We start from the raw sequence: 19,347 nt of genomic DNA, 5'->3' as shown, positions 1-19,347 counted from the left end.
AAAAGATGGGGAGAACCATTACCACTTCGATGGTTACGACAGCCCCCAAGGGAAAAAATTTTGTCCTTATATGCTGAAATGCTTTACATCGTTATATTTTTCCTCATCAAAACGGTAGAGAAAGGCCCCTTTCTTCGATTCCGATTTGTCCTTTTCATCCAACCGGATCAGAAAATTCATCGCGCTCAGTTTTTTTCTAAAGTTGCGCTTGTCGATCTTCTCGCCCAAAATGGCCTCATATAGCCTTTGGAGTTGCGGCAAGGTAAACTTTTCGGGCAATAGGTTAAACCCAACGGGACCGGTCTTCACTCGACGCCTCAGGCGCCTCATGGCCGCTTCCACCATCTCTTCGTGGTCAAAGATCAACTGCGGAAGTGCATCTATGGGAAACCATTGTGCCTTATAACTCCTGACCAACTCGTCGTCATAGTTTTCCTTTAAGACCAAGGCGCTGTAGGTAACGGAAATTACCCGCTCGTAGGGATCGCGATCGGCCTTTCCAAAGGCATGCACCTGCTCCATATACACATCCTCCAGCCCCGTAAGCTCCCTTAAGACCCGATAGGCGGCATCGTCAAGATCTTCGTCGTTGACCACAAACCCACCTATGAGCGACCACTTATCGCGCTCGGGCTCAAAACCGCGGTGCACGAGCAACAACTCCAAGTTCCCCTGGTTGAAACCAAAAATGAGGCAGTCGACCGCAACCGTTATCTGCTGTACCTCCTTATAGGCCCTATTAATTTGAAATGGCTTTTGCAAAACGTTTCAAAATTTCTGCTAAAATAGAAGAAATAAATAATAGTGTGAAATTTACACTTATAAAAATACAAAACAAGGCGATATTAGATATCAAAAATGCAAAATTATTTCAAATTTACACCCACATTTACAGAGAAGCAAACAAAATATGGCGGTGGCCTGCCCGGATCCTATTGGCCCAATACCTTAAAAACCAAGACAAAAAGCAAGGCTACAATCCCCATATGTTTCGCCCAGGAACCTTTTTTACATTTTTTAACTTTTGGTATTTTTTTGAATTTTTATTTTTATTCAGAATTTGTAATAGCGATACTATGCCATTTAGTAGACATGAAGACGATTTTTTGCCCGCGTTTTCTGTTCTGCCTGTTCAAGAAAATTTAGGCAATCTATTATCAAATAACACAAAAGGTGGGCAAAATTCCTTTATAGCGATGCCAATACATCATTTACTCGTTGCATCCCCTTTGGAAAACAGCAATTTCGAGTTCAAATTTCACAGATGAAGGTACCTCCGTACTTTGCAGGGATACTTGGCCGAGGGGTTTAGCCCCTTCCCGTAACCCCTATAAAAATCATTTCATCATTCTGTTTCTTTAGACGAATACTTTTTAGCACAAAGTATAATTTAAAAAATAGTTATGGAATCATTTTACACCACCAAGAAAGAAAACCATCGAAGACTTCATTCCTTTCCGCCGCCAAGATTTCAAAAATTTCAAATGAAATTGGGGAATACCGGCGTACATATCCTTATCCCGCCCAATTCCCTTACTAAGCACAACCATTCCGCGAGGGTACAAAACGGGGTACTCCACCTAAGAATAAAAAAACCCAAAAACAACTGCGCGTATTACAGCCGGCCCATGTTGTATAATGGGCGTGAAAAAGACATCGATTTTCAGATCCGGCTTCCCGACAAAGGGCGTCGCCATATCAATAACGTTCGATTTTACAATGGAGCAATAAAAATCCGCCTATCCAAAGAACACAACAAAACGAAGGGTTTCACAAGGTGGCCAGGACCGTCTTTTTCATCCCATAGGTCAACCGTCAACTAACCCCAAAAAACATCGACAAGGTTTAGCCCATATTCAATCAAATTAAACCTCACATACCGAGCATGGACATACAAATCGAAAAACTGACCAAAACCTACGGCCCTCAGAAGGCCGTAAACGACATCAGCTTTGATGTTAAAACGGGGGAAGTCCTCGGATTTCTTGGTCCCAACGGAGCGGGAAAATCCACCACCATGAAAATGATCACCGGTTATATCGGTATCGAAAAAGGAGATATACGAATCGGTGGCAAAAGCGTAACCGACCCCGAGAGCAATTTTAAGCGACACATTGGGTACCTGCCGGAAAACAATCCCTTGTACCTAGATATGCCCATCATCGATTACTTGGAATTCTGCGCCGCCCTGCAAGGGGTAGAAAAGGCAAAGATCAAGGGCAGGATCCGGGAGATGATAGGCCTGTGCGGACTCAACCGCGAGAAACACAAAAAGATCGGGGAACTATCGAAAGGGTATCGCCAGCGGGTGGGACTCGCCCAAGCCATGATCCACGACCCGGAAATATTGATCCTGGACGAGCCCACCACGGGGCTCGACCCCAACCAGATCATCGAGATCCGAAAGCTGATCCGCGACCTGGGCAAGGAGAAGACCGTTATCCTCAGCACCCACATCTTGCCCGAGGTGGAAGCCACCTGCGACCGCATCCTCATTATCAACAGGGGCAACATCGTCGCCAACGGAACACCTGAAACCCTTAGAAAGCAGGCCCAGGGCAACGAGGTATTGAAGGTTCGTATAGAGGACGCCGAGGCCGAAACCATTGCAAAAGCCTTGAACGCCTTAAATACGGTCAAGGACGTAGACCTTGTTCAACGGGAAGAAAACCTGTTCGAGGTACAGAGCGTCGCCCAGCAATCGTCTAAACGGAACATCTTTAAACTGTGCGTGGACAAAAAATGGGTACTGACCGAACTGACCCCCTTGGAAACCAAACTCGAAGACATATTTAGAAACTTAACGGTAAATTAGACATGCATACCATATGGACTATCGCCAAACGCGAACTGGCGACCTTTTTCGACTCGCTCATCGCCTATATTATTTTGGTTCTTTTCTTAGGCTTCAGCGGTTTTTTTACCTGGCTTTACGGAAACGATATTTTTTTGGTGGGACAGGCCAACCTTAGGGTCTTTTTCAATATTGCCTCTTGGAGCCTCTTCTTCTTTATTCCCGCCATTACCATGAAAATGTTGGCCGAAGAGCGCAAGACGGGCACCTTGGAACTGCTCTTGACCAAATCGGTATCGGACAGGCAAGTGATCCTTGGCAAGTTTCTGGGATCCATACTATTGGTCTGTATAGCCCTGGCCGCCACCCTACCCTATGTGATTACAGTTTCCAACATCGGCAATCTGGATAACGGCGGAACCATCTGCGGTTACCTGGGCCTACTGTTGCTCAGTACCGCCTATACCGCCATAGGTATTTTTGCGAGCAGCATTACCACCAACCAGATTGTGGCCTTTATGACCGCCCTGTTCATCGGTCTCTTTTTCCATATTATTTTCGGGGTTTTGGCCCACAACTTTACCGGTAGCCTGGGGCAATTCTTCGACACCTTGGACCTTCAATCGCATTTTGAGTCCATTTCAAGAGGGGTCTTGGACTCCAAGGACCTGGTCTATTTTCTTTCTATAACCCTGTTGGGGCTGTACCTCGGGGAATGGTCCCTTTCCAAAAGACATATTTCTTAAACGCTAGTACATCCAATGAAAAAAACGAACATAACCCTTGTCTTGATCATCGCAATCTTGGTGTTCGCCAATTTGGTATCAAAGCAATATTTTTTCAGGTTGGACCTCACCGAAGACAAGCAATATACCTTAAGCGATGCCACGGAGAACATTATGGCGTCCTTGGAAAACCCGATTACCGTTAAGGCCTATTTTTCCGAGAACCTGCCGCCCGATATCGCCAAGACCAAAAACGATTTTGAGGAATATTTGATCGAGTATGCACGGCACTCCGACGACAATCTCATCTACACCTTTATCAACCCCAACGAGAAGGAATCCTTGGAGCGAGAGGCTATGGAAGCGGGCATTAACCCGGTAATGATCAACGTTCGCGAAAAGGACCAGATGAAACAACAAAAGGCCTTTTTGGGCGCCGTTTTACAACTGGAAGACCGCAAGGAGGTCATTCCCTTTGTACAACCCGGAGCCCCCTTGGAGTACCTCCTCTCGTCTTCCATAAAAAAGATAGCGGTTACCGATAAACCCGAAGTGGGGCTTTTACAAGGCTACGGACAGGCCACCATTGGCGAACTTGCACAGGTAAAAACAGCCTTGGACGTACTGTACAATTTTAAGTCGGTCACCGTAAACGACAGCGTTGCCCCGCCTGAGAATATAAGGACATTGGCCTTGGTACGCCCCACGGACACCATCAGCGCGGGCACCTTAAAACAATTGGATACATTTTTGGAAAACGGCGGCAATCTCTTCATCGCCCTCAACCGGGTAAACGGTGACCTCAACAGCTCGTACGGGAGCGCCCTCGGTACCGGGCTGGAAAAATGGCTGGACGAAAAAGGATTGGAAGTAGCCGAGGATTTTGTTATCGATGCCCAATGCGCTACCGTATCGGTACAACAGCGTCAGGGCTTCTTTAATTTTACGTCGAACATCGCCTTTCCCTATGCCCCTATCATCAGCAAGTTTGCCGACCATCCGAGCACCAAGGGCTTGGATGGGGTAGTAATGCAGTTTGCCAGTTCGTTGAAGTTTACCGCCAAGGATTCGCTGACCACCTTTACCCCGCTCGCCTTTTCATCGGAGAACTCGGGAAGCCTTGCCGCACCCCAGTTTTTCAACCTTCAAAAAGAATGGACGAATAGCGACTTCAGCGCCCCCAACCAAGTGGTCGCAGGCGTCTTGGAGCAAACCCACCCCAACGGCAAGCGATCCCGCATCTTTGTCGTTTCCGATGGCGATTTCCCGGTCGGCAACGGCCAGCAACCGCTACAGGCCGACAACGTCAACCTAATGGTCAACGCCATCGATTGGTTGAGCGACGACACCGGATTGATCGACCTTAGGACCAAGGGAATACAGTACAGGCCCTTGGACAAATTGGAAGAGGGCACCAAAACCACCCTCAAATATGTCAATTTCCTGTTGCCCATTGTCTTGGTCATGGCCTACGGTATCGTACGCATGCAAATGAACAACAGCAAACGCAGTAAACGATTGGAAGAAAACTACGAATGATCGCCACAACAAAACCCTAAACCATGAAGAAAAACAACATATTGATCGCGGTATTGGTGGTATTGGTACTGCTCTATGTTTCCACCAACTATCTCAAAAAGAACCGCAGCACGGCCTTTGATCCGGAAATCATAGAACTGGACACCGCCGCAATAGATAAACTCAGCATATACCCGCCGGCCAGGACGTCGGAAGAGCCTATTCATATTTCGAGGTCGCAAAACGGATGGGAGGTTTCACGGGGCACTATCCGATCTAAGGCGAACCAAACATTGGTCAAAAGTGCCCTGGGGCAATTGCAAGATATAAAGGCCCAGCGCCTGGTCGCAAAAACAGAGGACAAATGGGCCTCCTACGAACTCACCGATTCCTTGGCCAGAAAACTGGAGATCCAAGATAAAGATGGGGGAACCAGTACGGTCTACTTCGGCAAAACCTCGTACGACCAACCGGCTACACCGCAGTACGGTCCGGCCTCCACGACCGGGTCTACCTATTTTCGGATAAACGACAGGCCCGAGACCTACACCCTAAAGAACCAAATTGCGAGTGCCTTCAACCGCACGTTTAACACGTGGAGGAACTCCGAATTTATAAAATTGAAGGAGGAAGACATCAAAGAAGTAAAATTTGAACGGGCCGGTGAAGAAGCTTTTTCCCTGCTAAAAAAAGATTCGACGTGGACCCTTTCTGGCCTACAGGCCGATTCGACAAAGGTGGCCCGTTACCTCAACACGCTGCGCAACCAGAGCAGCTCCCGGTTCGCGGACGATTTCGAACCCAAGGAAGAAGCCCTGCGTACCCTGACCGTTCGTGGAGCATCTATGGACGACCTCGTCGTCAAGGCCTATGCCGGCGACTCGGAAAACGAGTTCCTCCTTCACTCCTCACAACACCCCGAAACTTATATCGAAAGCGACTCTACAGGCCTGTACAAACGACTGTTCGTCGACAAGCAACACTTTATAAAAGAAAACGATTGAACCCAAAGAATAAATGAGAAATCCGCCGTTACCTCGGCTCAAACCCTTTAGTCTATTTATGACCTATAAACTACACATTATGAAATCCGCTAAATCAAATTTCAGAACATTGTTGTTGTTTTTCACGCTTCTAACCCTTTCAGGTCCAATGGCCCTGGCCGGCAACGGTATCACCTTATATACACCGTACACGAATATTTCGGTACCTCCGGGAGAATCTATCGATTACACCGTTCAGGTCAAGAACTACGGGAGCCAGTTGAGGGATGTCGAAATCAGTCTGTCGGGCCTGCCCGACGACTGGAGCTCTACCTTAAAGGCAGGGGGCTACACCATTAAGCGAATAGCTGTTTTACCCGGTGAAAAAAAAGACCTTACCCTAACGGTAAACGTGCCCTTGAAGGTCGAAAAAGGCACGTACAACTTCAAGCTGATCGGCAAAAATTACGACGTGCTCCCCATTACTATCAACGTATCGGAAGAAGGGACCTTTAAGACCGAGTTTACTTCCGACCAGATCAACATGGAGGGGCATGCCAAGTCAAACTTCAACTTTTCCACAAAACTAAAAAACCACACGGGCGAAAAGCAGGTCTATTCCTTGTTGGCCGCACCGCCACGCGGCTGGAACGTAGCCTTTAAACCCAATGGCCGACAGGCGACGGCCGTAGAGATAGCCCCCGGCAAGACTACGAACATTACCGTCGATGTCAACCCTTCTTCCTTGGTAAAGGCAGGTTCCTATAAAATTCCGATAAAGGCCAGTAACAAGTATACCACGGCCGAACTGGAACTCGAAGTGGTGATCAAGGGCTCCTACGATATGGAGTTGACAACGCCCACAGGCCTCTTAAGTTCGAGTATCACTTCGGGAAGGGAAAAGAAAATGGAACTCTTGGTACGCAATACGGGCTCCAGCGAATTGAAAAACGTAACGTTCAGCTCTTCCAAGCCCAAAGACTGGGAAGTTAACATCGAACCCGATACCGTAAGCCATATAAAGGCCGGAGGTCACGCCAAAATCACAGCTACCATAAAGGCCGCCGACAAGGCCGTTCCGGGAGACTACCTGCCAAAGATCACCGCCAAGACCCCCGAAGTTTCCTCCACGGCCTCGATCAGACTCTTGGTAAAGACCCCTTTGCTCTGGGGTTGGTTGGGCATCCTTATCATACTGGGAACCCTGGGGGCCATATACTACCTGTTTAAAAAATACGGAAGAAAGTAATGGCGGAAAAGAGTATAGAAATCATTGGCTTGACCAAGAGGTACGGGGAGCATGTAGCGGTGGACAATTTGACGCTCTCCGTTGAAAAAGGCGAGATTTTTGGCCTATTGGGGCCGAACGGCGCCGGTAAATCGACCACCATCCTTATGCTACTGGGGCTCACCGAAATAGACTCGGGCAGTGTAAAGGTCTGTGGTATAGACAGCAGCCGGTATCCCCTGGAGGTCAAAAGAAAGGTAGGCTACCTGCCCGAGGATGTCGGCTTTTACAACGATTACACCGGGATGCAGAACCTATTGTACGTGGCACGCCTGAACAATATCCCCATGGAAGAGGCCCAAAAGACCGCCTTGGAAACCTTGGCCGAAGTGGGCCTTGAAGAGGCAAAGGACAAAAAAGTCGCCGGCTATTCCCGTGGAATGCGCCAGCGCTTGGGGCTGGCCGACGTGCTGATAAAAAAGCCGGAAGTAATCATACTCGACGAACCCACTTTGGGATTGGACCCCGAGGGCGTAAAGAAGTTTCTGCAACTGATCGTCGACCTGAGCAGAAAGAAGGGAATTACCGTTCTGTTCTCGTCGCACCACCTGCACCAGGTACAACAGCTTTGCGATCGGGTCGGAATTTTTGTCAAAGGAAAATTGTTGGCCGAGGGAAAAATCAGTTCCCTGGCCGAGCAGTTGTTTTCCAAAAACGCCCACACCCTCGAGGGAGCCGTCGCCGAAACGGAAGAAACTTCCCTTTCACTGAAGGAACTGGCACGGAAAATGGAACAAATGGAAGGGGTCGCCCAAGTAGAGATGCGCGACAAGCGATTTGTCATAGCGTCGAAAAAGGACATGTCGGTACCCATATCCCGTTTAGTCGTTAATTCCGGTTACGGCCTTCATTCGCTAAGTAAAAAGGAATATGGCCTCGACGACATTTATCATCAATATTTTCAGGAAGAAAAACAGATATGAAAAGTACACTATTAAAATCGGGGATAGATAGGCTCACCACTATCATAAAGATTCCGTCATTCAATTTTCCAACGAATCCCTTTCGTTTTCTTAGGAAAGGAACCGTGGAAAACGACCGCCCATTGGCCTTAAGTCCCTTTAAGGCCATGGTACGGAAGGAAATAACCGACCATATTACCAACTGGCGCTTTATTATCCTGTTCGCCATTATAACCTTGGCCTGCCTGGGGACCCTCTTTTCTACCTTGTCCGACGGGATGAAAGTTCTGGTAAACGACAATTCGGAAAACAATTTCTTTTTCCTGAACCTGTTCACCAAGTCCGACGGCACCCTGCCCCCCTATTTTGTCTTCGTAGGGTTCCTCGGCCCCTTGTTCGGGATAAGCCTCGGCTTCGACGCCATCAGTTCGGAGCAGAACAGGGGTACCTTAAGCCGTATCCTGGCACAGCCCGTTCCCAGGGACAGCATCCTTAACGCCAAATTTTTGGCCGGCATTATCGTAATCAGCCTGATGTTGTTCACCCTGAGTTTCTTGGTCATGGGCGCCGGGTTAATAGCCATCGGCATCCCCCCTACGGCGGAAGAATTCATGCGCATCATCGTGTATACCATATTGAGCATCGTATACGTATCGTTTTGGCTGAACCTTTCCATTTTGTTTTCGGTACGGTTCAGGCAACCGGCCACCTCGGCCCTATCGGGCATAGCGGTGTGGCTGTTCTTTACCATATTCTACCCCATGATCGCCAACCTGATCATCAAGGGCTACGAACCCTCGCAATTTGCCTCGCCCAAGGCCATCTATTTTTACCAGAAATTGAAGTTCTATTTGGTCCAGATCATGCCCAACGAGCTGTTCGATGAGATTACCTCGGCCATTTTGGTGCCCTCGGTGCGCAGTTTGGGACCCTTGACCATGGAGCAGATGCAAGGGGCCATACCCAGCAGCCTCCCCTTGGGTCAGAGCATCTTGTTGGTTTGGCCCCAGTTTACGGGACTCATCGCCCTGACCTTGTTGTGTTTCCTGCTGTCGTATGTACTGTTTATGAAGCGCGAAATCCGTTCGAGGTAATGATTGTACGGATGGATTGGGGCAAGGGTTTTGCTTGAACAAGACCTTCAACACCCCTCTAGGCCCATTTAAAAAGAACCTAAACCAAAGGATTTGAGATACTTATAAAAACAAAAAAGCCAAGATTTTCATCTTGGCTTTTTTTGTACTCGAGGTGGGAATCGAACCCACACTCCAAAGGAACTGGATTTTGAATCCAGCGCGTCTACCAGTTCCGCCACTCGAGCATTTCAAATTTGGAATGCAAAATTATAAAATATTTTTATTCCAAACCTAAAAAATAACAACAATTATACTTTAGCAACACAAATAAATTTCTAAATTTGCACCTCCCTAGGAAAAACAAAGGCCAATAAACTAGCTCACAATACCTTACAAATGCCCTATCAAGTTCCCGAACCCAAGATTTTTGCCTGTACGCAAAGCACAGCCTTAGCCGAGAGAATAGCTAAATCTTACGGCACCGGACTGGGCAATGTAATTTTCTCGCGTTATAGCGACGGTGAATTCCAGCCATCTTTCGAAGAATCGATACGGGGCACCCGAATATTCATTATAGGCTCTACCCATCCCGGTCCCGAGAATTTAATGGAAATGCTGTTGATGATCGATGCTGCCAAAAGGGCGTCGGCCAGGCATATTACCGCCGTGATGCCTTATTTTGGATGGGCCAGACAGGACAGAAAGGACAAGCCCAGGGTACCCATTGCCGCAAAGCTGGTGGCCAAGATGCTGGAAGCGGCCGGCGCCACAAGGATCATAACCATGGACTTGCACGCCGACCAGATTCAGGGTTTCTTTGAAAAACCGGTAGACCATTTGTTCGCCTCTACCTTGTTTCTGCCCTACCTCGAAGGTCTCGGTTTGCCGAACCTGACCATTGCCTCACCCGACATGGGCGGCTCGAAAAGGGCCTACGCCTATTCCAAGGCCTTGGATTGCGATGTGGTCGTATGTTACAAACAAAGGGCCAAGGCCAACGTTATCTCGCACATGGAGCTCATCGGCGACGTCAAAGGGAAAAACGTGGTACTGGTAGACGACATGGTCGACACCGCCGGTACACTGACCAAAGCGGCCGACCTCATGATGGAAAGGGGCGCGGTAAGCGTAAGGGCCATTACCACCCATGGACTCTTATCGGGCAATGCCTATGAAAAAATAGAAAACTCGAAGCTAACGGAATTGATCATTACCGATTCCATTCCGATAGAAATAAAAAGTGACAAAGTTAGGGTGCTAAGTTGTGCCGAACTCTTTGCAGACGTCATGCACCGTGTGCATCACAATACCTCGATCGCCTCAAAGTTTTTGATGTAGCCGTCGAGCGGGCCGTTGCCCCAAGAAAGGAAGAATATTAATTTTAAACTATATAATGAAGTCAATTACAATTAAAGGATCAGAAAGAGAAAGCGTGGGCAAGAAGGCAACGAAGGCCCTACGTAATGCTGGAAAGGTTCCTTGCGTAGTATACGGAGGGGAAAAGCCATTGCACTTTTCAGCGGATGAACTAGCGTTCAGAGATTTAGTGTACACCCCTGCCGCGCATACCGCGCAAATTGACTTGGGCGACACGACGATCAAGGCGATCATTCAAGATATTCAGTTTCACCCTGTGACCGATCGGATCTTGCATATCGACTTTTATCAACTTTTCGACGACAAAGAGGTTACACTGAACATTCCAGTTCGCCTTCAAGGCAACTCCCCCGGGGTCAGAAACGGTGGGCGCTTGTTGTTCAGAAAAAGAAAGTTGGCCATCAAGGCCCTACCGGACAAATTGCCCGATTTCTTCGATGTTGATATTTCCAAACTTAAAATTGGTCAGAACATCACCGTAGAATCGTTGCTTAACGACGATTTTGCCATCCTACACCCTGAAAGCACCGTTGTGGTACAGGTTAAAACCCAACGTTCAGCGGTCGTTACCGACGACGATGAGGAAGAGGTCGAGGGCGAGGCAGCGGAAGCTCCGGAAGCAGCGGCAAGTGAAGGCGGAGAAAGCCAAGAATAGATTTTATTTCGAACAAGACGCAAAGCACCCTGATCCAAATCGGGGTGCTTTTGTATTTTTGCCCAAACCTTAAATGGATGAAAAGTTTACTACAATGGTTGTTTCCATCCAACAAAGCATTACTCGAAGAGACTGATACCATGAAGAAATTTTTGATCGTAGGACTCGGAAACATAGGAGAGAAATACGAGGAAACGCGCCATAATATCGGCTTCAAGGTCTTGGACGCCTTGGCCGAAAAAGAGGCCTTTACCTTTGAAACCCAAAAACTGGGCGATGTCGGCACGCTTAAGATCAAAGGGCGGAGCGTTCTGTGCCTAAAGCCCTCGACCTATATGAACCTGAGCGGGAAGGCCTTGAAATATTGGATGGAAAAGGAAAGGATACCCCTCGAAAACGTTCTGGTGATCACCGACGACATCAACCTGGCCTTTGGCACCTTCCGCCTAAAGACCAAAGGAAGCGACGGGGGCCATAACGGCTTAAAGGACATACAAAATGTGTTGCAGACCACGGCCTACAACCGCTTTCGATTTGGGGTGGGCGCCAATTTTGGAAAGGGGCGCCAAGTGGAATACGTACTGGGCGAATGGGGCGAAGAAGAGCGTAAAGCCCTTCCTGAACGGCTGGATAGGGCCACCGAGCTTATCAAATCCTTTGTCTTCGCAGGGGTAAAAAATACCATGAACACCTTTAACGGCACCTAAAGTCCATCACCCCCGAATCGGAGGTATTCCCCTCCGAATCGGTAGTTACGACCTTCCAGTAATAAACGGTATCGGTATCGACGCTTATGTCCCTCGAACCAATGTTCCCGTTGACCGTAGCTATGATTTCCTGTGGTGGGTTTTCTTCGGAAAAATAAATCTCGAACTGAAGGATGTCTTCGTCGATATCGGCACCAGACCAAGTTAGGGTTACCTCATTGTTGATGTTTCGGAACACCGTAGCCCCCGATTCGGGCGAAATAATTTCGGCCGGAAAGGGCGCATGGGAAGTCTGGGCCCCTGGATTGTAAAAGTACCAAGACGGGCTGGTCGCGGTTTTGTCCGATTTCGAATTTCTCGAAATTACCTGCCAAGAAAAGGGCGCTCCCTTGACCAAGGAAAGGGTCTCTACCGTAGCACTGGTCGTCCGGGTCTGCACGGTGCCGGTTTCAAGGTTGGTAACCCTTAATTCATAGCTTTCGGTATGGTCGGAACCGAGCCAGCTAAACCGGACCACACTACTTGTACCATTGGTACTCTGCACCGGGGTGCATTCCGAATTTTTCTCGGGAGCCACCAAGGTTACCGCTTCAGGTGCCTTGGGAGAATCTTTTTTGCAACCGACCAAGAGGACAAAACCCAATACGACTAATGCGACTGTTCTCATTGCTTTATCACTTTAAGTGTTTCACCCACCTTTTTGCCCTGCAACTTTATCATATAGATCCCCTCGGGAAATCCGGTAAAGTCAAGTTCGATTTCCCTGCCCTTGGGCCTATACGTGTCGGATTGCAACAATCGCCCGTTACTGGCAAATATCCCCACTACCACCTGGTCCTCGTCTTCCGCCAAAAACACCTTGGTCAGGTTTCGAAAAGGATTTGGAAATACGACGGGAGACCGGCTTATAAAAACCTCATCTTCGTAAACGCCTTGGCAAGACTTGGCCGTCGACACGCGCAATACATTTTTACCGGCCTCCAAATTCAAGGTGACCCCTGGTTGGTCGGTTTGAAAACGTTGCCCATTAAACTCAACAAAATAAAGGTCGGAGCCGCTCAAGGCCAAAGACAGCCTTTCCCCGTTGTCCAACACCGTCGAACTGACCCCAAGGGCCTCGGGCTGGCTAACGGTCACCTCAAAACAATAGGGCTCATAGGCTATATCCCCCAAACTGGTAATACACAGCGCATAGGTTCCGGAGCCGAGGCCCTCAATTGAATACGTATTGGTGAAGGTATTGCTGATATCAAGTCCATTACCCACTATGGTAATGTTGTAATCAAGTTTGAGCAGGGGCTCTATAAAGATAGCGCCATCGTCGTTGTTGCGACAGGATTCGCTTTGTACCGAAACCGAAAAATTATCAATCGGAAAGCGGAATATCTGACAACCGGAGGTATTTACCTCCGCCCCCTCAGGGGTGTCGAGGCACAAATCGTCGCCATCGTCAAAAACCCCATCGTTATCCTCATCGGGCCTAAACTCGCCCTCTACACAAACATCCAAGGAAAAATCGACCAAGGCACCTCCGTCCGAATTGGCGTTATCGGCCACTTCAAGTACCCATTCCCCGAAAACGGACTCCCCATTGAACGAACTAAGAGCTCCCAAGGGCCTGACCGTGCCGCTAATGGCATTTGTTCCGTCGACCCCGCATTCAAAGGCATTGCCGTCATCGTCGAAGGTAGCGTCAATATTCTGTAAATCACCGCAAGAATTGGAAATAAGGGTAACCGTAGTACCTTGTGGAGAGGTAAGGCTCACTACGAGGTCGGCCAAAAAGCTGTGCTCGATATTGAGGTTGACATTGACATCGGAAACCGGAAGGTCTTCGAAGAAGGAAATCTTTGAAACGACCTTAGGGGTGCCCAAGGCCGAAATAGTGGATGGCAACGCCCCTCCGCCTTTGGACGCACAGCTCACCTGAACCGTGGTAAAACTAAAAACCGAACCGAAAGCTCCTTCCCCACAGATATTCTGCGGTTTTACCCTCCAAAAGTAAGTAGTCTGGTTCTGGAGGTCGGTGGGCGTAAAGGTATTGCCCTTTACCGTAGCCACCTCAACGATATTCGCAAAACCGGCATCAGTGGCTATCTGCACCTCGTACGAAGTATGGGCCGGATCGTCTTCCCATTGCAGGACGGTCTTCACCGAGGTATCGGTAAGCCCGTTTTCGGGGGCCGTCAGAACCACCGTTGGAAAATCGCCGTCAAATACGTTAAGTGTCAAGACCACCTCCCTCGTCATGCCGGCCGAGGTAGCCACCACCCGTATGGGATAGGTGCCTTCGGCCACGTTCTCGGTAGCTTCGAAAAGGATATCCACACTGGTGCCGTCTACCTGTACCGTATCCGGCGCCACCGTTACCGACAAGTTCTCCGGCGCGTCCTCCACACTTATAACCACCTCGTCGTCGAACCCCAAATAGGTCTCATAGACAAAGGGAACGGTCAGGTCTGAAAAATGACAAACATCAAACTCAAGGTCTGAAAAATTCAGGACGACCTCCGAAACCTCTATACTAAAATCGGAGGCATTGACCGCATAATAGATATTATCTACCGGCCTCACCATAATTCGGGCTTCCGTCGTGGACAGACCGGGCACTATTATATCGTGCGACCCGTCATTTTCTACCCCCGAGGCCAAAACGGTATCAAATGTCCCTCCCCCATCGGTGGAAAGCAGTATATCGACAAACCCGGTATTTATAGGGGCCACATCGGTACCCGCCACCTCCCACGCTATCGTTGCCATGTCGCCCGCCCTCCAAGTAACGGGAGAGGCCTGTGACGTTACCGCAAAGGGACCTCCATCGTTCGTCACCAAAACATTGACCAATTCCGACACTACCTGTCCGCCGCCTTCCGCATTATCGCGAACGGTTAGGGCAAAATTCATTTCACGCTCGACATCGGACACGGTCTCCCATGCCGATCCTTCGGTCGGACGCACTTGGGTCAAATTGCCATCGAGTACCCGCGATAGTTGTGGAAAATATCGGGTCGGCTCCAAACTGGGCGGCCTGGACCTAAAATTGGCCCCGCTCGGGTTGGTAGGGCCAAAGGTGGCACTGGTAACCACCCCGTTGTCTATTTGTTCCCACGTATAGGTCAGCACATCGTCCTCATCTATATCGGTGGCATTTCCGGTCAGTACAAAGGCCGTAGACTTGGGTATGACGTAATCTTCGACGGATTGCACTATGGGAGGGTGGTTCGCCAAAGAGAACTCCTCGCCACATCCCTTTGCCTTTAGGGTGGTCATGATCTGATCGATGCTTACATAGTGAAAGTAATCGTCGCCGTGCGAGGCCACATTGTCGTTTTCGGTGATTCCCGCATAGCCCATAATCGTTGTACCGCTGCCCGGTTCTACCTGTACCAATGTGCCCTCGAGTTCGTAAGACCAGGTATGGTTCGCCCCCAATTGGTGCCCCATCTCGTGGGCTACAAAATCGAGATCGAAAACATCGCCTTGCGGCACTTGCCCAGAAGAGTAGGCACTCCCTTTTTGCCCGTTTGTACATATGCCCCCTATAAAACCGGCGTTGCCCCCGTTTTCCCCTTGGTGCAGCACATGGCCGAAATCGTAGTTCAAAACCCCGATTTCCTCATCCAAGGCTTTTTGCGCCTGGCTTCCCAAGGCCCCCAAACTTCCGGTGTACGGGTCGGTGGATGCATTGGTATAGATTACCTTGTCGTTATCGGACACCAGTTCCAACGTAACGGCCAAATCGGTTTCGAACACCTCGTTCACCCGGGTCAGGGTAGCGTTGATCGCAGCTAGGGCATCTGCAACCGTACCCCCGTGGAACTGGGTGTATTCGGCCGTAGCGGAAATGGCTACCCGATACTTTCTAAGCACTTGGTCGTCTACCGGTTTGGCCGAAATATGTTCCGAACCGGACAATACCTGTTGTTCCGTCCGACAAACAAAGTCCATATCATCGTCCTTCGACGTTCGCGAGTAGAGCACATAGCGATCATCGCCCACTTTTTGTACATAGCTGTTGGGCCTCCCGTCGGCATGTACGATCATGGCCTGCAGGTCTTTGTGCGATATGCTCAACCTGATTTTTTCAGTGGGGTTGTCGACCGCATAACCCGAATACGATTTTATTTCGGGATATTTTTTGGAGAGTTCCGGGGCCAAAACGGACGATTCACGTACCCTATAGGCCACCGGGCCGCCGTTTTCGTCGGGGAAATAGATGGTCTTTGAAGCCGCTTTTAAGGTCGAAGCCGACTTAAGGTCTTGCTTGAACAATTTTTCCTGAAAGGAAAAAACCTGTCCCGTTTCTACCCTGACTTCCTTTAGGGCAGCCCTTCGCAAACTGCTGTTCACCGATAACTTTTCCCAATACTTACCTTGCCCTGAAGCGTAAAAGGAGAAAAATACTATTGTAATTGAAAAAACAAGACGTAATTTTGTAACCATTCAGGGGTTTTAGCGCAATCTCAAATATAAGCTTTTTATTACTTTTAGCACGTGGTAACAGTCCAAAGCCTTTCCAAATACGATGAACCGCATCCCACGGCAATAACGATAGGCACCTTTGACGGGGTACATATCGGGCATCGTCAGATTCTCGAACGTCTTATCAAAAATGCTGCCACACTCGGCCTAAAATCAACGGTCCTTACATTTTTTCCACACCCGAGGATGGTACTGCAAAAAGATACCGACATCAAACTCTTGAACACCATCGACGAAAAAACACAAATCCTAAAGGACTTGGGGCTTGACCAGCTAATCATCCACCCCTTCACCAAGGAGTTTTCCCGGCTGACGGCGACGGAATTCGTTCGCGACATCTTGGTGAACCAATTAAAGACAAAAAAAATCATCATTGGTTACGACCATCGCTTCGGGCGAAACCGAAATGCCAACATAACCGACCTTAGGGCCTTTGGCAGCACTTTGGACTTTGAGGTGGAGGAAATACCCGCCCAGGAGGTCGAGGAGGTATCGGTAAGCTCGACCAAAATACGCAAGGCGCTGGAAGAGGGCAACATCGCCACGGCCAACACCTATTTGGGGTACCATTACATGCTGACCGGAACGATTGTCAAAGGGAAGGGCCTGGGCCGACAGCTCAATTTTCCAACAGCCAACCTGCACATCGGCGAAAACTATAAGCTCATACCCAAAAACGGGGTTTATGTAGTTCAGGCCGAACTGAAGGGACATACCGTTTACGGAATGATGAACATCGGTTACAACCCAACGGTGTCGGGAAAGGACAAGAGCATTGAAATCAACTTTTTCGATTTCTCCCAAGACCTGTACGGACAAAAGATCCAGGTCGAAATACTCCATCGAATCCGCGACGAACACAAGTTCGATTCGGTCGAGGATTTACGGCGCCAGTTACAGAAAGACAAGCAAACGTCCCTTGCCCTTTTGTCGAAACAACCCGAATAGGGAGCAAACAAAAAAATAGCGGCCACCTACAAGGCCGATGTAAGGTTCGCCCTTTCTTAATACCTTTGGCAAACACCATTCAAGCAAGTATGAAGCGATTTCTTTTTACGAAAATCGACAATTCGCCATTAATTATCTTTCGCATCTTTTTTGGCATATTGGTGGCCTTGGAATGCTATGGCGCCATTCTCACGGGGTGGGTACGGCGTACGCTTGTCGAGCCGCACTTTACGTTCAATTTTATAGGTTTCGACTGGCTACAGCCCTTGCCCGGCCAAGGCATGTACCTTTACTTTTTCGTCATGGGTACCCTGGGAACCATGATCGCCCTGGGCTATCGATACCGGTTCAGCATCATATCCTTCACCCTTATGTGGGCGGGCGTGTACCTGATGCAAAAAGCTTCGTACAACAACCATTATTATTTGTTGGTCTTGATTTCGGGCCTAATGTGTTTTTTTCCGGCCAACCGAAGCCATTCCTTGGACGTCGTGCACGAACCCTCGCTCAAGACCGATTCGATGTACGCCTATGTCAAATGGGTGATCGTCTTTCAACTGCTCATCGTTTACGTATTTGCCTCAGTGGCCAAATTGTATGCCGATTGGCTCGATTTCGGCATTCTTAAAATCCTGATGCGCGGCAAAGCCGACTACCCCGTAATCGGTCCGCTTTTACAAGAACCCTGGGTACATGCCACAATGGGGGTCTTTGGCATCCTCTTCGATTTGTTGATCGTTCCGGCCCTTCTGTTCAAACCGACCCGGAAAATCGCCTTTGTTGCCTCGGTGTTCTTCCACCTATTCAATTCGATCGTCTTTCAGATAGGCATTTTTCCCTATTTGTCCTTGGCCTTTACCGTATTCTTTTTCGAACCGGAAACCATACGAAGCCTGTTTTTTAAGAAGAAACCGCCCTATTTGACCAAAAAAGTGGAAGTCCCCCAAAACCAAACCTTGGTCTACACCTTGGCGGGCATCTATTTTCTTGTACAACTGGCCCTGCCCATACGACATCATTTTATCGAAGACGACGTACTCTGGACCGAGGAAGGCCATCGCCTGAGCTGGCGTATGATGCTCAGAAGCCGCAACGGCACTATCGGTTTTAAGGTGGTCAACCAAGAAACCGGGAAATCCGAGATGGTTGATCTCGACCGTTACCTGACCAAAAAACAGAAACGGCGAATTTCTACCTACCCCGATTTCATCTGGCAGTTCGCCCAGCGGCTAAAGAAGGAATACGCCGAAAAAGGAGAGAACGTAGCCGTCTATGCCGTTAACTCGAAAGTCAGCATCAACGGAAAGCCCTACCGGGCATTTATCGACCCCTCCGTAGACCTGGCCCGTGCCGAATGGGACTATTTTTGGCACAACGAATGGATCCTGCCAAGTGCAAAGGACAAGACGAAACAAGGCAAGCCTAAATTCTGATCAAAACTTTGTGCTTCTTTCGCATAGCTGTAAGGGTATGCCCCACGGGTCGCGCAACATTACCAAATGGCTGCCATCGTCCTTAAACACCTCCTCCACAAAGGAAGCTCCCTCAGCCAGTAATCGGTTTTTATCGCTCTCGGCGTCATCGGAGACCATGGCCAAGTGAAAGGTCAGGAAATGCTGTTTTTGAAAATCGGTAATAGCCTCATCCGGCCTGTGGTAAAGCTCAATGAAGACACGGCCACCCGAATCGGCCAAAAAAGTCATATACGGCGGTTCTTTCTGGGCACTGGCCACCTTTACATTTAAATTGGCGGTATACCAAGACACAATGGCCGCTACATCGACCACATTGATGGCAAAATGTTCGAAAATCATTCTAAATCGGTTTTTAATATAGACCCTAAAAGTATCCCATTTAATCTTAAGAAAACTTATTTTTGCAGCCTAAATAAA

Annotated in this window: 17 protein-coding genes and 1 tRNA gene; 13 read left to right on the top strand and 5 right to left on the bottom strand. The window is 48.8% G+C overall.

Going from position 1 to position 19,347, the window contains the following annotated elements; genetic code table 11:
* Window positions 1-66: 66 nt before the first annotated feature.
* Window positions 67-762, bottom strand: coding sequence for an NUDIX hydrolase (locus BUB37_RS04375; RefSeq protein ID WP_244526727.1), 696 nt, complete (start codon window positions 760-762; stop codon window positions 67-69).
* Between BUB37_RS04375 and BUB37_RS04370 the strand changes: the two genes are divergently transcribed.
* The 8 genes from BUB37_RS04370 to BUB37_RS04330 all read left to right on the top strand — a co-directional run bounded on the left by BUB37_RS04370 (window position 750) and on the right by BUB37_RS04330 (window position 9,304).
* Window positions 750-1,268 carry a hypothetical protein gene (locus tag BUB37_RS04370; protein ID WP_139278066.1) on the top strand — a complete coding sequence of 173 codons (519 nt, stop codon included), beginning with the start codon at window positions 750-752 and terminating at the stop codon, window positions 1,266-1,268. The two genes, BUB37_RS04375 and BUB37_RS04370, sit on opposite strands and share 13 nt — an antisense overlap.
* 617 nt (window positions 1,269-1,885) lie before the next feature.
* Window positions 1,886-2,815 carry an ATP-binding cassette domain-containing protein gene (locus tag BUB37_RS04360; RefSeq protein WP_072988996.1) on the top strand — a complete coding sequence of 310 codons (930 nt, stop codon included), beginning with the start codon at window positions 1,886-1,888 and terminating at the stop codon, window positions 2,813-2,815.
* A 2-nt stretch (window positions 2,816-2,817) separates the two neighbouring features.
* Complete coding sequence (locus BUB37_RS04355) at window positions 2,818-3,540, top strand: ABC transporter permease subunit (RefSeq protein ID WP_072988993.1); 723 nt, start codon at window positions 2,818-2,820, stop codon at window positions 3,538-3,540.
* A 15-nt stretch (window positions 3,541-3,555) separates the two neighbouring features.
* On the top strand, window positions 3,556-5,058 hold the full coding sequence (locus BUB37_RS04350; RefSeq protein WP_072988990.1) for a GldG family protein: 1,503 nt from the start codon (window positions 3,556-3,558) through the stop codon (window positions 5,056-5,058).
* A gap of 23 nt (window positions 5,059-5,081) precedes the next feature.
* Window positions 5,082-6,041, top strand: coding sequence for a DUF4340 domain-containing protein (locus BUB37_RS04345; protein ID WP_072988986.1), 960 nt, complete (start codon window positions 5,082-5,084; stop codon window positions 6,039-6,041).
* A 79-nt stretch (window positions 6,042-6,120) separates the two neighbouring features.
* Window positions 6,121-7,269, top strand: coding sequence for a COG1470 family protein (locus BUB37_RS04340; protein ID WP_072989829.1), 1,149 nt, complete (start codon window positions 6,121-6,123; stop codon window positions 7,267-7,269).
* Entirely contained in the window at window positions 7,269-8,231 is a 963-nt protein-coding gene (locus tag BUB37_RS04335) for an ABC transporter ATP-binding protein (RefSeq protein ID WP_072988983.1), read from the top strand. The genes BUB37_RS04340 and BUB37_RS04335 overlap by 1 nt, the downstream gene beginning before the upstream one ends.
* Window positions 8,228-9,304 (top strand): ABC transporter permease, encoded by a 1,077-nt coding sequence (locus BUB37_RS04330; protein WP_094766522.1) that lies wholly within the window; start codon window positions 8,228-8,230, stop codon window positions 9,302-9,304. The genes BUB37_RS04335 and BUB37_RS04330 overlap by 4 nt, the downstream gene beginning before the upstream one ends.
* 146 nt (window positions 9,305-9,450) lie before the next feature.
* Here the strand turns inward: BUB37_RS04330 and BUB37_RS04325 are convergent.
* A tRNA-Leu gene (locus tag BUB37_RS04325) sits at window positions 9,451-9,531 on the bottom strand.
* Window positions 9,532-9,682: 151 nt separating this feature from the next.
* Between BUB37_RS04325 and BUB37_RS04320 the strand changes: the two genes are divergently transcribed.
* The 3 genes from BUB37_RS04320 (at window position 9,683) to pth (ending at window position 12,025) form a co-directional block, all read left to right on the top strand.
* Window positions 9,683-10,624, top strand: a complete 942-nt coding sequence (locus tag BUB37_RS04320) for a ribose-phosphate pyrophosphokinase (RefSeq protein ID WP_072988980.1) — start codon at window positions 9,683-9,685, stop codon at window positions 10,622-10,624.
* A 55-nt stretch (window positions 10,625-10,679) separates the two neighbouring features.
* Window positions 10,680-11,318, top strand: coding sequence for a 50S ribosomal protein L25/general stress protein Ctc (locus BUB37_RS04315; RefSeq protein ID WP_072988977.1), 639 nt, complete (start codon window positions 10,680-10,682; stop codon window positions 11,316-11,318).
* A gap of 77 nt (window positions 11,319-11,395) precedes the next feature.
* Complete coding sequence (pth, locus tag BUB37_RS04310) at window positions 11,396-12,025, top strand: aminoacyl-tRNA hydrolase (protein WP_072988973.1); 630 nt, start codon at window positions 11,396-11,398, stop codon at window positions 12,023-12,025.
* On the opposite strand, the gene BUB37_RS04305 is transcribed toward pth, so the two are convergent.
* Both BUB37_RS04305 and BUB37_RS04300 read right to left on the bottom strand, forming a co-directional pair.
* Window positions 12,012-12,692: a hypothetical protein gene (locus tag BUB37_RS04305; protein ID WP_072988970.1), complete on the bottom strand. Its 681-nt coding sequence runs from the start codon at window positions 12,690-12,692 to the stop codon at window positions 12,012-12,014. The genes pth and BUB37_RS04305 overlap by 14 nt on opposite strands.
* The gene (locus BUB37_RS04300; RefSeq protein ID WP_072988967.1) at window positions 12,689-16,468 is read right to left on the bottom strand and encodes a reprolysin-like metallopeptidase; all 3,780 of its coding nucleotides are present in this window, start codon (window positions 16,466-16,468) and stop codon (window positions 12,689-12,691) included. The genes BUB37_RS04305 and BUB37_RS04300 overlap by 4 nt, the downstream gene beginning before the upstream one ends.
* Before the next feature lie 51 nt (window positions 16,469-16,519).
* Here BUB37_RS04300 and BUB37_RS04295 point away from each other — a divergent pair, with 51 nt between their 5' ends.
* Entirely contained in the window at window positions 16,520-17,455 is a 936-nt protein-coding gene (locus tag BUB37_RS04295) for a bifunctional riboflavin kinase/FAD synthetase (protein ID WP_072988964.1), read from the top strand.
* A gap of 89 nt (window positions 17,456-17,544) precedes the next feature.
* Entirely contained in the window at window positions 17,545-18,888 is a 1,344-nt protein-coding gene (locus BUB37_RS04290) for an HTTM domain-containing protein (protein ID WP_072988962.1), read from the top strand.
* Here BUB37_RS04290 and BUB37_RS04285 read toward each other — a convergent pair whose 3' ends face one another.
* Complete coding sequence (locus tag BUB37_RS04285; RefSeq protein WP_072988961.1) at window positions 18,889-19,269, bottom strand: VOC family protein; 381 nt, start codon at window positions 19,267-19,269, stop codon at window positions 18,889-18,891.
* Between the last annotated feature and the right edge of the window lie 78 nt (window positions 19,270-19,347).

The sequence above is a fragment of the Pseudozobellia thermophila genome (genome assembly GCF_900141855.1).
GTDB classification, from domain to species: Bacteria; Bacteroidota; Bacteroidia; order Flavobacteriales; family Flavobacteriaceae; genus Pseudozobellia; species Pseudozobellia thermophila.
This window is presented reverse-complemented; position numbering and strand designations above follow the sequence as displayed.

Excerpts from the sequence above, each read along its gene's own strand:
- BUB37_RS04355 (WP_072988993.1), top strand. The coding sequence starts at position 2,818 with ATGCATACCATATGGACTATCGCCAAACGCGAACTGGCGACCTTTTTC.
- BUB37_RS04315 (WP_072988977.1), top strand. The coding sequence starts at position 10,680 with ATGAAGTCAATTACAATTAAAGGATCAGAAAGAGAAAGCGTGGGCAAG.
- BUB37_RS04305 (WP_072988970.1), bottom strand. The coding sequence starts at position 12,692 with ATGAGAACAGTCGCATTAGTCGTATTGGGTTTTGTCCTCTTGGTCGGT.
- pth (WP_072988973.1), top strand. The coding sequence starts at position 11,396 with ATGAAAAGTTTACTACAATGGTTGTTTCCATCCAACAAAGCATTACTC.
- BUB37_RS04370 (WP_139278066.1), top strand. The coding sequence starts at position 750 with ATGGCTTTTGCAAAACGTTTCAAAATTTCTGCTAAAATAGAAGAAATA.
- BUB37_RS04285 (WP_072988961.1), bottom strand. The coding sequence starts at position 19,269 with ATGATTTTCGAACATTTTGCCATCAATGTGGTCGATGTAGCGGCCATT.
- BUB37_RS04345 (WP_072988986.1), top strand. The coding sequence starts at position 5,082 with ATGAAGAAAAACAACATATTGATCGCGGTATTGGTGGTATTGGTACTG.
- BUB37_RS04340 (WP_072989829.1), top strand. The coding sequence starts at position 6,121 with ATGAAATCCGCTAAATCAAATTTCAGAACATTGTTGTTGTTTTTCACG.
- BUB37_RS04320 (WP_072988980.1), top strand. The coding sequence starts at position 9,683 with ATGCCCTATCAAGTTCCCGAACCCAAGATTTTTGCCTGTACGCAAAGC.
- BUB37_RS04290 (WP_072988962.1), top strand. The coding sequence starts at position 17,545 with ATGAAGCGATTTCTTTTTACGAAAATCGACAATTCGCCATTAATTATC.
- BUB37_RS04300 (WP_072988967.1), bottom strand. The coding sequence starts at position 16,468 with ATGGTTACAAAATTACGTCTTGTTTTTTCAATTACAATAGTATTTTTC.
- BUB37_RS04335 (WP_072988983.1), top strand. The coding sequence starts at position 7,269 with ATGGCGGAAAAGAGTATAGAAATCATTGGCTTGACCAAGAGGTACGGG.
- BUB37_RS04350 (WP_072988990.1), top strand. The coding sequence starts at position 3,556 with ATGAAAAAAACGAACATAACCCTTGTCTTGATCATCGCAATCTTGGTG.
- BUB37_RS04330 (WP_094766522.1), top strand. The coding sequence starts at position 8,228 with ATGAAAAGTACACTATTAAAATCGGGGATAGATAGGCTCACCACTATC.
- BUB37_RS04360 (WP_072988996.1), top strand. The coding sequence starts at position 1,886 with ATGGACATACAAATCGAAAAACTGACCAAAACCTACGGCCCTCAGAAG.